Origin of the sequence: Catenulispora rubra (assembly GCF_015356825.1) — a bacterium.
GTDB lineage: Bacteria > Actinomycetota > Actinomycetes > Streptomycetales > Catenulisporaceae > Catenulispora > Catenulispora rubra.
In genome coordinates, this window is record NZ_JAACYW010000353.1 from 1 (window position 1) to 11,322 (window position 11,322).

Below are 11,322 nucleotides of genomic sequence, written 5' to 3' on the forward strand. Positions count from 1 at the left end.
GCTTTCTTATTCATCCCCGGCGAGTCGGCAGCGACGACATCCCTACGCGGCGTTGTCGGTTCGGGTCAGCGCGGCGCCGATGGCATCGGCGGCGGCCAGTTTCAACTCGTCGAACACCGAGGTGTAGGTGTCACGGGTGATGGTTGAGGAGGAATGTCCGAGCATCTCCTGAACGACTTTGATGTCGACGCCGTTGGCCAGGGCGAGGGTTGCCGCGCCGTGCCGCAGGTCGTGCAGCCGGATCGGCGGCAGTCCGGCCTCCCGCAGCAGCAGCTTGAACTGGTCGGTCACCCAGGCCGGGTGCAGCGGGGATCCGTCGGGTCCGGTGAACACCAGGTCGGTGTCGATCCAGCCCGGACCGTGCGCCAGCTTGGCCTTCTTCTGCGCCTTGCGGTGGGTCTTCAGTGCGGTGACGCTCTGCGCAGTCAGGCCGACGTCGCGAGCCCCGGCATCGGACTTCGGGGCGGTGATCGCGGTCTCCCAGCCCATCTGCACGATCTGCTGGGCCACGGTCATCTTGCGGGTCGGCAGGTCCAAATCGTTCCAGCGCAGCCCGCATGCCTCCCCGCGCCGCAGTCCGGTGAACGCGACCAGTTGGAACAGCGCGTAGTGCTCGTGCCGTTCGGCGCGGGCCAGGAACGCCTGGGTCTGCTTCTCGGTCCACACCATTACCGGCGAGGGCATCTCGCCGGTGGCCTTCCACCGCCGGACCCGCGCATCGGTCCACACCAGCGCCTTGGGGCGCTTGCCGGACTCCAACTCCGCCAGCGCGGCGACGTTGACGGTGATCAGCTGCTCGCGCTGCGCCGCGGACAGCGCTGAGCGCAGCGTGGCGCGGATCCGCTGACGAGTGGCGGCATTGGCCGGGCGCCGATAGGGCGGCATGGTCGCCAGTTTCTCTCGGGCGGCACGCACCGCCACCGGGTCGGAGTCCTTCCACGCCTTCTTGGCAGCGGCCTCCACCTCGCGGCGGGCGGCGTTCTCGGCCGGGATGATGTCGGCGTCCTCGGCGATCGCGTTGAACATCGCGTTCACGTGTGACACCCGGAGCTTGTCCAGCGGGACCTGCCCGAGGTGCGGGATCAGGTACTTGGCGACGTGGGTGGCGTAGCCGCGCTTGGTGTTCGCCACGATCTTGCCTTTGCCGTCCAGCCAGTCGGTCAGCCACTGCTCCACGGTGGTTTTGTTCACGATCGGCTGCCCGACGCGGGCGGCGGTGCGCAGCTCGACCGCGTCCGGCAGTGAGGTTCGGTCTTTGAGCGCGATCTGGATCCGCTCGACGATCTCGGCGCGGATCTTCGCCGCGGCCTCGGGGTCGTCGGCGTGTTCCTCGGAGATGGCGACCAGGGTTCGGATCGCGGTGATCTGCGCCTCGGCCTCATCGGAGGTGGCGAGGCCGCCGCGGCCCAGGTGCGCCCGGTCGGCGTCCGGCCCCATGTTGATCTCGATCTGGTAGTGCCAGGAGCCGTGCCGGGGGTTCCAGCCGGTGCCGCGGCGCAGCTGCGGACAGCCGGCTCCCAGCCGGCGTTTCTTCGGCTTGCCGTCGGCGTCGAGCACCGGGGTGCCGGCCGCGTCGAGCACCGGTCCGCGGCAGCCGCACTTCTTGAAGATGGGGTTGTTCTTGGCCACGACGTCGTTCCTTGTCTCATCGCAGGTTCAGGGGTCCGCGGGGTGCCGTGTACGCCGGGTGCGCGTGGGGCGGAATCCGCGGGTTGCGGGTCGATCCACGCTCCGATCCCGCCGCTACGTCAAGTCCTTGACATCGAGGTCGGGGTTGACCAGCGACAGGCCGCTGCGGGGCGGGTCCGTGTCGGGGTCCGGCGCCGGTGTCGGCGGGGCCAGGCCGAGCAGGTGAAGCAGGTCTGCGGTCGGGACGCGCCACTGGCCGCCGATGCGGATCACGCGGGTGGGAAACTGCCCGCGGCGGACCATCCGGTAGGCGTTGGTGCGCCCGATCCCCAGCAGCGCGCCGGCCTCCTCGACGTCCAACACCACCGGTAGGTCACCGACTTCGGACAGCGTGAGTACTCGTCTCACGTGACCGCGCTGGAGTCGGTGTCGGCCGCCGAGCGCGTGGCACCGGAACTACCGGCCGACGGCGAGGAGTTGTCGGTGTCCCTGGTGCGGAACGCGCTACGGCGCGGCAGGCTCCCGGTGCCGATATCGAGTGCGGGACATGAGGGTGCGCAGGGTTGAACGGCATTCGTGGCGGTGCGTATGGCGAGTCCTTTGTTCAGGTGGCGGGGAGTCGGCGCCGGGGCGGGATGGACCCGCCCCGGCGGTGTTGCGGCTATGCGGCACGCCGCGCGGGGTCGTCGGCGGGCAGGTGAGCGTGGGCCCACAGGGCGGCGCTGGCCAGGCGCCGATGTACGTCGCGGGGCTCGGCGTTGGCGGCGAGTCGGCCCCACCCGGTGGCGTCACCGGCGGGCTGGGTCATCGTTCGTCCGCGTCGTCGTCGCGTGTCGCGGTGGGCGGCGTGGTGCGGGTGAAGGGGTCGGCGCCGGTGATCTGGCGGCTGGCAGTCAGGCCCGCGGCGGCGACCGCGGCGAGCAGGAAGAACACCCAGTCCATGGCTGAGTGAGATCGGGCGACGTTGTCGAACAGCTCGCCGAGGTGGTCGACGATCGTTCCGGCCGGGATGTCGTAGTGGGCCCAGAGCGCGACTGCGACGGCCACGGTGTCGCCGAGGAATCCGACGGCGAACGCCAGGACGGCGGCGAGCGCCGGGAGCCAGGGCTGGCGCGGTGCGGGGGTACGGACCAGGACCCGGGCCAGGATGAGGCCGACCAGCAGGCAGGCATAGGCGAAGTGGTACTGGGTCAGGCCGGACAGCAGACCCCAGGCGGGGGTGAGTCCGGCGGCGACGGCCACGGCGCGGCCGATCGCCGGACGGGAAGGCTGCTCGGATCGGCAGGGGTGGGTGGAGGTGGAAACCGGGGAGCCGGTGGTGGGCACGGGTGAACTCCAGATCACAAAGCGAGCGGGTGATGGGGGAACGGACAGATGGCGGCTCGGCCGGAGCACGCAGTGGCTCCGGCGAGCCAGGGCGGTGACGGCCGGTGCGAGGCCGGCCGACCTGTCGGGCATCGAGTCACGACCGCGGCGGCCCGTGCCGCGAGTCGGTGTCGCTGCGGCGGGGGCGGAGCGGTCGGGGGTGTGCTCGCTCCGTTTCCGCCGGGGCGAGGCGGCGAGCAGCGGCCACATTGGTGGTCGCGGCCAGGGCGGGCTGCGGCGCCCGTGTGGCGGTACGGCGGTGTGGATCTCGGTGTCGGGCAAGGGGTTGGTGTCGGCTCAGCTGGGGTTCGGCTTGCCGGGCCGCTGCGCAGCACCGGAGGCCGGTGTGGGCGAGGACGTGAGGTGCCATCCGTCGCACCCGGGGCACGAGTAGGTGCGGACGGGGATGCGTGTGCCGGGGTCGCTTGATCGGGCGATGAGGGCCAGGGCGGTGCGGGCGGTGTCCGCGCTGGTGTAGCGGACCTTGCCGCAGGCGTGGTCGGGAACCAGGCGGGCGTTCGGGTTGGCGGTGCGGAAGATCGATGCTTGTTTGCGGCGGGCAGCGGCCTGACGGCGGTGCTCCACCTTCAACGGCCGGATATCGGCGGTGCCGCGCTGCTTTTGCGGCGGTCCGCAGCCGTGGCCGCGCCGGGCGCTCATCGCGCACCTGCGGAGGTCGCCGGAACGGTGTCGTGTCTGGTGTGTCGCGGCATGGCTGGGCCGCCCTTCTTGGTCATGGATGTGGTCGGTGTCGGGGTCGGCGGGCTGTTCGCCGTTCCCGACGGCCGCCTGGGGTCGGGGTGTGCTGGGCGACGCCGCGGCGGGGCCGGCCGGCGGCTACTCGGGTTCGCCGTAGTGGTGCTGCCGGCCGGACGTTGGTGATCCGTGACCGGTGCGGGCGTGGGTCTTGTTGCGCTGAAGCGGGGCGTGCGTCGGGCACACCGACCAGCGGCAGTGGAAGTAGGCGTGGATCCTCAGGCTCGCCGCGAGTCGGCTGTAGGTGTCGGCTGCCGCGACGGCGGCGGCCACGGCGGCCGGAAGTACGCCGGCGGTCAGGAGCACGTGCCGTCCGAGGCTGGTGTCGAACAGATCGGCGGCGGCGTCGGTCACGGGGATGTCGAGCACCCAGTGCGCGATCACCGTGGCGCCGGCCAGGTCGCCGATGCCGACGACGAACAGGGCCAGCAGTGCGGCCACGGCGGGGAACCAGCGCCGGCGTGCGTTGGCGCGGGACAGTCGTCGGGCGATCGCGCAGCCGGCCAGGAAGCTGACCGGGATGCACAGCCCGCCGGTGAACACGACCAGCATGGTCCAGCCGGCGGTTAGGAGTAGTGCGGCGGCCGGCAGGCGGCGGATCACAGGTGCGACGTCGGCCGTCCAGGGATCGTGCCGGGCGGTGTCGTCGGGGACGTTCGTGGGGATGGCAGGCACCTCCGTTGAGGGCGCGGTGAAGGGGGAGGGGGTGTGGGTGAGCGGGGCAGCCGGGCCGGCGCGGCGTCTGCCGGCCCGGCCTCGCAGGACGTGGGGGCTACAGCGGCTTGCCGGCCAGTCCCTGGGCCAGGTACCTGGCGACCGAGACGGCCGCGGCTTCGTTGTGGGCCTGGTCGTTGTCGGAGACGGCGGCGAGCTTGTCGCCGACGCGGACGAGGATCACCTCGGGCTGGCTGTACTTGGCGGCGTTCGGTCCGGCGGCGGCGACGCGGATCCGGATGGCCTCGTCGCCGATGCCGGCGAACGTGTCGACCTGGACGGTGCCGCCGACCGAGGCGCCGGTGGCGTCCGGGGCGGAGAAGCTGGCGCACCGCGCGGCCAGCGCGCGGATCTCGGCCAGTTGCTTGGCGGCGTCGCCGGGGTTGGTGGCGGCGACGATCAGCTGCAAGGAGTTACCGTTTTTGTCGAGTTCCTCGGATGCGTAGGCGGCGCGGAAGTCGGCGGTGGCGACGTCGGCGTTGAGCGAGGGGGCGGCGGTGCAGTCCGCGCCGGGCAGCGACGGGGCGGGCAGGTCGGCTTCGGCGGTGAAGCCGGTGCCGGTGTCGTAGATGCCGGAGGCGGTGATCCCGGCGGCGAGCTGTGCGCTGGTGGGCAGCAGCGCCCGCAGCGCGGCGCCGCTCACGCCGCCGGCCGGAGCGGTGGTGCTGGGCGTGGCGGGCGCCGAGGTCGCCGGCGCGGCGGGGCTGCGCACGGTGGTGGGGCCGGTGCCGGACGAGCACGCGAACAGGCCCGCGGCCAGGGCACCGGCGGTGGCCACGGCGGCGGTGATCGTGAGGGTGCGGCGGGCAGTGGAGCGGTGAGGCACGGGGTTCTCCGGGGCGGTGGCGGCTATGTGGGCGGTGCGGTCGGAACCGGTGGTGATGGGGTGCTCCTTGCGGTGGGGGTGGGTCATTCGGGCTGCGGTTTTGGGTCGGCGATGACGGCGTCGGGGCCGGCGCCATCGACGAGGCGTCGGGCGTGCAGGCGACACAGTCGGAGCCCGGTGGTGCGGGCGGTCGCGCCGGTGGCGACCGCGGGCATCGGGCAGCTGGGGTAGCGGCCAGATCCGGGCCAGGCGCGGCGGCAGATCCGGCACCAGGGGCCGGCAGGGTCGATCTGCAGATCCACGGCGCAGCGGTCGCAGATCGCCGGCCGACCGGCGCAGCGCCGGCCGGCCCCGGCGTCTGTCACCAGTCCTCCGGCCTGCCTGCCCGGTCCGTCGGCGGAGGCCCGTCGGCTGCCGCGGAATCCTCCGGTCCGCTCGAACTCCTGGACGTCGGGAGGTTCGCGAAGATCAGCACGTCCTCGTGGACGATCACGGCCTGGGGTTCGCCCTCTTCGCGTTTGCGTCGGATGTTCGCGAGCTGGAAGAACGAGGGCCTGGCGATCATCTCGCCGTCGCGGATTCCGGCCAGCAGCGCGACGCATCGCTCGACCGGTGTCAGTCCGGCGCGGATCCCGGCGGCGATGACTTCACCGGGAAGGTCGACGAGTTCTCCGTGCTCGCGCCACGGCCGGGCGGTGACCGCGACGATGCCGCCGGGCTTGAGCAGTTCCCGGCAGCCGGACAGGATCTGCGCGAAGCCGTCGATCAGCTCCTCGTAGGAGGCGTGGGCGAGGTTTCCGCGGTCGGTGGAGTAGCGGTAGTCGAACTTCTGGACTCCGGGGGTGCCGGTCTCGGCGGTCGGTTTCACCTGCCCGTGCAGGCTCGCTCCGTACGGCGGAGAGGTGATCACCAGGGCGGCCTTGCCAACGATGGCGCGGGGCACGACTTGGGTGATGGCGCGGGCGTCGGCGTGGACGACTTCGGCGTATCCGCCTGCGCCCTGCAGGCGGGCCAGGTCGATGTTCTGCTCGGCCAGATCGGCCCAGCGCTGCTCGTATTCCACGCCGAATCCGTTCCGGCCCAGATGCAGTGCCTCCACCAAGGTGGTGCCGATCCCGCACATCGGGTCGACGACCAGATCCCCGGGGGAGGTGTAGGCCGTAATGGCGTGCCGGACGATCTGCGGCAGCATCTTCGCCGGGTGCGCCACCGATTCGGGGAGGTAGCGGCCGACGCGCTGGGAGCGGGAGTTGCGCTGGGCGGTGAGCCACACAGAACGCGACAGGGCGCCGCTGCTGCGGGAGTGCTCAGCGGCGGCCGAGTCCGGATCGGTGATGTCGGGCTGGGGGCAGGGGTGGGTCACTTGCTGGCGGCCTTCCGGGTGAAGATGAGGACGTCGTTGTGGATGCGGGTGTGGACCGGGATCTCGGAGTCCGTTTCGGCGCGGCTTGGATGGCGCGGATCGGTGCTGTCGTGTTCGGTGAATCGGGCGTCGATGACGACCAGGTGCTGCAGATAGGCGAAGCCGGCATGACGGGCCAGGGCGATGACGTCGCTGGTGCGATCGGTGAACCGCTCGCCCGGGACCGGGCGTGACAGCGCGACGGCGAGGATTCCGTCGCGGACGAGGATGTTGCGGGTCTCGGACAGGACTGAGCGCAGGTATTCGCCGGCGAGTTCGGGCCGGTGCGGGTTGAGGTTGCGTTCCGTGAACTCTTGCCGGGTCCGCGGCTCGTGGAACTCGATGATCGCCAGCCCGACAGGTGCGTCGCCGAAGACGTCGTGGTGGGCAGACTGGTCGCAGCCGTATTCGCCGTAGACCGGTGCCGGGGCGAACGCGGAGACGGCGAGGCTGTAGTCGCCGGACAGGTACTCCTCGACGAGTCGATCAGAAGCCCAGTCCGGCAGCACGAGCCCGGCGTGTTCGCGGTCCAGCTGCTCTTCGAGATCGGGTTCCCAGCCGTTGTCGAACCAGACGCTGGTGGGAACTCCGATGCCCTTCGGTGCTCGGACGCGGGACGTGCTCGCGCTGCGCGGTGTGGTGTTGTCGGTGGAGAGGATTTCGTTGCGGTGGTGCATGGCGTTGCGGTGCCGTGCGGCCATTCGCGGTGGATTGCTGACCTAACCAAGAAGTGGTTTTCGGCGCCGTTTTTTCTCAAACGGGCCTCGCGCCCGGGCCGGTGCCTGTCAAAGGCTGCTGTCTCGGAGCGCGGTGGGACCGCGGAGTCCCGGTGGGGGATGAAGGCCAGCCTGCGAGGCGTTCGGCGATGGGGCACCGGCCGGATTTACGTCTGTTATTGCAGGTCACGGGGTTAAGTAGCACCCCGGTAGCACGGTCGTCGCGACGCGGTGACCGCCGTCGTTCGCCCCGGAAGCACGGCCGCCCGGTGCGGAAGCGATTCCCGGGTGGACGGTGCAGCATCGACATCCGGAATCGTGCAGGTCGCAGGGTTAAGTAGCACGCGTCCGAGTACGGACCAGCCCTGAACGGGGCCGGAGCCGGCAGGGCGGGACCTGGACGGCTCAGCGGTGCTTGGCAAGGGATGCGAGCACCTTTTTTCAAGATTTTTCGCGGGGTTGGCCCGGCTGGGGATAGAGCCGGGACCTGTGCAGGTCAGCGGCGAGAGTGTCACGCCTGTCGGGGCAGCCGGGGCCGCGGATTACTCCGAAGTGCTACCGGTGTGACCCCGCGGTGCCACCGGCCTGCTACCGGTGTGACCCGGTTTTGACCCCGCCGGAGTTTTCGATGTGGCTCCCCGATCGCAGCACCCCGCTGCATCACCGTTCCTCAGGGAGCATCACCGTGAACGCGAACCCTCAGCCGACCAAGCGCGGCGCCCTCAACGACACGCCGCTGGACGTCCTGCGCAAGTCCTTCGACGCCTTGGCCGCCGAGCCGTGCCGGCTGGCGCTTCCCGGCGAAGCGCTGGGACACGGCCTGCCCGAGCGCGACATCTACCTCGGGGAGCTGAAGGAGCTGTTGATGTCGCGGGACACCAGCGCCGACGCCAAGCACGCGATCTGGGCGGCGGTTATCGACCTGTCCCGCGAAGGCCATGCGGCCTGGACGGTCGCGGCCTGCGGGCTGGCCTATCCGGGCCTGGCCGGATTCGCCCTGCGGATCTGCCTGAACTCCCCGGGCAACCTGTACGACATCCAGGCCGAACTGCTCACCGAGTTCCTGGCGGCGCTGAAGGTCGTGGACGTCGACGACCCGGACATCACCGATATCGCCGGATGGCTGTGCTTCCGGGCGTTGAACGCCAGCTACCGGGCCCGCGAATCCGAGCCCACCTCCGGTGTTCTGACCGACAACCCGCCGGACTCCACCGTCCCGCTGATCCCGGTCGCCCACCCGGATCTCATCTTGTCCTGGGCCGTGCAGATGGACATCCTGTCGGCGACCGAGGCCGAGATGATCGGTCGGCTGTACCTGGACGGCGAGCACTTCTCAGTCGTGGCTGCGGATCTGGCGCTGGGCACCTGGACCACGCGCGGCGGCAAGGGCGTGTCGACGGCGACGCTGTACCGCTACCGCAAGACGGCCGTCGATCGGCTGCTGGCCGCCATCGAATCCGGGACGCTGCGCACCCGCTGACCGCCCCAGGCCACCGCGCTGGCCACGCAGTCGTTGACCTGGGCTTGCGTGGGTCTTTGAGAAAAACCGGCCCCGAAAACCACTTCTTGGGTTGAGAAGCAAGTTCGCTTCATCGCCCACCGCAGACCGTCCACGAGACGGGGCCTTTCCGGGTAGCCGCTCGCGCGTTGCTGACCCCTTCCGCACCACCCCGACACCGCCTTCCCCCTCGAGAGGAGCAGGTGTCGTGCGCCCCGGGAAACCCCTGCCACCGGCTTCGCCGGACTGGCTCTCCTCCGGACTTCTCCGGCCCATCCCCCCCCGCACAAACGCTCCTTCGGCGTTCCCTGCCCGAAAGAAGAACCAACCCATGCACGTCTCCCGCATCACCCGCTCGCCGCGCCTGCGGCGCATAGCACTGGTCGCCGCCTGCTCCTCGGGAATCCTGATTCTCAGCAACGCGGCACCGGCGATGGCCGACACCCACGGCCAGGTGCTGGCCGTCGGCGACATCCCCACCGTGCTCGGCAATCTGCGCACCTGGCTGGTCGGGATCCTGGCCGCCGTCGCCACGCTGTTCCTGACACTCGGCGGTGTCCGCTACGTCATCTCCGGCGGCAATCCCGGCGAAGTCGAAAAGGCCAAGTCGGCGTTCAAGTCTGCCGCTGTCGGCTACGCCCTGGCGGTCCTCGCCCCGGTGATCATGACCATCCTGCAGAGCATCGTCGGCGGCTGAACCATGGCCGAGAACAGCTCCGCCAGCGGGTGCCCGCGTCACCGCGGGCACCCGCCCCGCCGGCCACGCGCGGCCCGCCTCATCCCGGCACTCCTGCTGCTGGCCGCGACGATCGCACTGGCCGTCATCCCGACCGCCGACGCCTCCGCCGCCGACCTGCCCGCCACGTCCACCGCCACCGTTCTGGCCGCCGATCCGGCCCCGGTTCCCAACCCTTCGCCGAGCGTTCCGGGCATCGGTCTGGGCCCCGGAGCCCCGACCGATCCGGTGACCGCACCACCCCCGGCCAACGCCCCGGGCAGCACCTCGGGCAGCAGCGACGACCCGTCCTGGTACGACATCCCCGGGCAGATCAAGAAAGCGATCGACGACTTCTTCGCCGGCCTGGTCAAGGACGCGCTGAACCCGGTTCTAGCGCTTCTCGGACGCACGCTTCTGGCCACGCCGGACGTCACGACGATGGCCCGGGTCGGCCAGATCTGGACCGGCATGGCAGTGCTGGCCAACAGCCTGTACATCCTGTTCGTCCTCGCCGGCGCGGTCGTCATCATGACCCACGAGACGCTGCAGACCCGCTACGCCGCCAAGCAGATCATCCCCAGGCTGATCTTCGGTTTCATCGCCGGCAATGCGAGCCTGGCGCTGTTCGGCCTCGTCATCCACGTCGCCAACATCGTGTCGGCCGGGATCATGGGGCAGGGCCTGGACCCGAACCAGGCCGGCACCGCCCTGGCCAACATGATCACGGGGTCGATCACCGGCGCGGGCGGCGGGATCTTCCTGTCGATCCTGGGCCTGGCCGTGGCCGGGATGGCGATCGTCCTGCTCATCACCTACGTCGTCCGTGTCGCCCTGGCAATCATTCTGGCGGTGTCCGCGCCGCTGGCGCTGTCGACCCTCGCCCTGCCGCAGACCGAGGGCCTGGCCCGCATCTGGTGGCGCGCCTCGCTCGGCACCCTGGCGGTACAGATGGGCCAGTCCCTGACGCTGATCGCCGGGCTGCAGGTGCTACTGGATCCCGGCGGCGTCAACGCGATCGGGCTGCCGACCAGCAGCGGATTCGTGGACCTGCTGGTGTTCCTGGCGCTGTTCTGGATCCTCATCCGGATCCCGGTCTGGGTCAGCCGAATGATCTTCGGGCGGGCGCATTCCACGCTGATGAAAGTCGGCAAGGAAGTCCTGGCCTACAAGGCCATGGGCATGGTTGGCAAGGCATTCAAGGGCCGGCCCCAGCGGTCCGGTCCGGACGGTACGGTGCCGCCCCGAGCGCCGAGCTCCGCCCTGGCGCTGCTGCCCGCTATGGCCGGTGGGGGCGGGTATCGCCCCGGCTCGTCCGGGTGGGCGCCGCGACCGGCGACCGTCACGGTGTCGCAGGTTGACGAGTCCGGAGAGACTCGCGCTCGTTCCGGCTCCGGGCCGCGCCTGGCTCTCGAGGCGGGGCAGCGTTTGGCGATCGGCCCGGGACCGCGCGGACGGCGTGCGAGTGCGGCCGGCACGGCACCGGATGCTCCGCGCGGACCGTTCCCGATGCCGGCCACGCGGCAGGACCGGATGGCCGCCCGCCAGCGTGCGGCGGCCGATGCGCCGAAGCCCCGCTACGTCCAGCCCGGCTTGTTCCCGCCGCCGCCGAAGACCGCCCGGCCCGGCCCGCCGAGCACCCTGGCCGATCCGCCGGCCCCGCCGGCCCGAAGCGGGGGGCGGCAGCAGGCGCTGTTCAGC

The 11,322-nt window shown here is 71.0% G+C and carries 14 protein-coding genes; 4 read left to right on the plus strand and 10 right to left on the minus strand.

Annotated features, from left to right (window positions below):
* Positions 1 to 42: 42 nt before the first annotated feature.
* Both GWK61_RS60245 and GWK61_RS48205 read right to left on the minus strand, forming a co-directional pair.
* Positions 43 to 1,629 carry a tyrosine-type recombinase/integrase gene (locus GWK61_RS60245; protein ID WP_194920162.1) on the minus strand — a complete coding sequence of 529 codons (1,587 nt, stop codon included), beginning with the start codon at positions 1,627 to 1,629 and terminating at the stop codon, positions 43 to 45.
* A 114-nt stretch (positions 1,630 to 1,743) separates the two neighbouring features.
* Complete coding sequence (locus GWK61_RS48205) at positions 1,744 to 2,037, minus strand: helix-turn-helix domain-containing protein (RefSeq protein ID WP_194920163.1); 294 nt, start codon at positions 2,035 to 2,037, stop codon at positions 1,744 to 1,746.
* On the opposite strand from GWK61_RS48205, the gene GWK61_RS48210 reads away from it, so the two are divergent.
* Positions 2,038 to 2,196 carry a hypothetical protein gene (locus GWK61_RS48210; protein WP_194920164.1) on the plus strand — a complete coding sequence of 53 codons (159 nt, stop codon included), beginning with the start codon at positions 2,038 to 2,040 and terminating at the stop codon, positions 2,194 to 2,196. It begins immediately after the preceding gene.
* A 94-nt stretch (positions 2,197 to 2,290) separates the two neighbouring features.
* On the opposite strand, the gene GWK61_RS48215 is transcribed toward GWK61_RS48210, so the two are convergent.
* From GWK61_RS48215 to GWK61_RS48250, 8 genes are all read right to left on the minus strand, one after another.
* Entirely contained in the window at positions 2,291 to 2,437 is a 147-nt protein-coding gene (locus tag GWK61_RS48215; RefSeq protein ID WP_194920166.1) for a hypothetical protein, read from the minus strand.
* Complete coding sequence (locus tag GWK61_RS48220) at positions 2,434 to 2,955, minus strand: hypothetical protein (RefSeq protein WP_194920168.1); 522 nt, start codon at positions 2,953 to 2,955, stop codon at positions 2,434 to 2,436. Before GWK61_RS48220 ends, GWK61_RS48215 begins: the two co-directional genes overlap by 4 nt.
* A gap of 336 nt (positions 2,956 to 3,291) precedes the next feature.
* A complete protein-coding gene (locus tag GWK61_RS48225; RefSeq protein ID WP_194920171.1) occupies positions 3,292 to 3,654 on the minus strand; it encodes a hypothetical protein in 363 nt (120 codons plus the stop codon).
* Between the two features lie 177 nt (positions 3,655 to 3,831).
* Positions 3,832 to 4,425 carry a hypothetical protein gene (locus tag GWK61_RS48230; RefSeq protein WP_194920173.1) on the minus strand — a complete coding sequence of 198 codons (594 nt, stop codon included), beginning with the start codon at positions 4,423 to 4,425 and terminating at the stop codon, positions 3,832 to 3,834.
* 97 nt (positions 4,426 to 4,522) lie between these two features.
* The gene (locus GWK61_RS48235) at positions 4,523 to 5,377 is read right to left on the minus strand and encodes a hypothetical protein (RefSeq protein WP_194920175.1); all 855 of its coding nucleotides are present in this window, start codon (positions 5,375 to 5,377) and stop codon (positions 4,523 to 4,525) included.
* Positions 5,374 to 5,655 carry a hypothetical protein gene (locus GWK61_RS48240; RefSeq protein ID WP_194920178.1) on the minus strand — a complete coding sequence of 94 codons (282 nt, stop codon included), beginning with the start codon at positions 5,653 to 5,655 and terminating at the stop codon, positions 5,374 to 5,376. Before GWK61_RS48240 ends, GWK61_RS48235 begins: the two co-directional genes overlap by 4 nt.
* The gene (locus tag GWK61_RS48245) at positions 5,652 to 6,653 is read right to left on the minus strand and encodes a TRM11 family SAM-dependent methyltransferase (RefSeq protein WP_194920180.1); all 1,002 of its coding nucleotides are present in this window, start codon (positions 6,651 to 6,653) and stop codon (positions 5,652 to 5,654) included. The genes GWK61_RS48240 and GWK61_RS48245 overlap by 4 nt, the downstream gene beginning before the upstream one ends.
* On the minus strand, positions 6,650 to 7,393 hold the full coding sequence (locus GWK61_RS48250) for a hypothetical protein (RefSeq protein ID WP_194920182.1): 744 nt from the start codon (positions 7,391 to 7,393) through the stop codon (positions 6,650 to 6,652). The genes GWK61_RS48245 and GWK61_RS48250 overlap by 4 nt, the downstream gene beginning before the upstream one ends.
* A 700-nt stretch (positions 7,394 to 8,093) precedes the next feature.
* On the opposite strand from GWK61_RS48250, the gene GWK61_RS48255 reads away from it, so the two are divergent.
* The 3 genes from GWK61_RS48255 to GWK61_RS48265 all read left to right on the plus strand — a co-directional run.
* Positions 8,094 to 8,888 (plus strand): hypothetical protein, encoded by a 795-nt coding sequence (locus tag GWK61_RS48255; RefSeq protein WP_194920184.1) that lies wholly within the window; start codon positions 8,094 to 8,096, stop codon positions 8,886 to 8,888.
* Positions 8,889 to 9,237: 349 nt separating this feature from the next.
* Entirely contained in the window at positions 9,238 to 9,603 is a 366-nt protein-coding gene (locus tag GWK61_RS48260; RefSeq protein WP_194920186.1) for a pilin, read from the plus strand.
* Between the two features lie 3 nt (positions 9,604 to 9,606).
* On the plus strand, positions 9,607 to 11,322 hold a 1,716-nt coding region (locus GWK61_RS48265; protein ID WP_194920189.1), incomplete at its 3' end, for a TrbL/VirB6 family protein.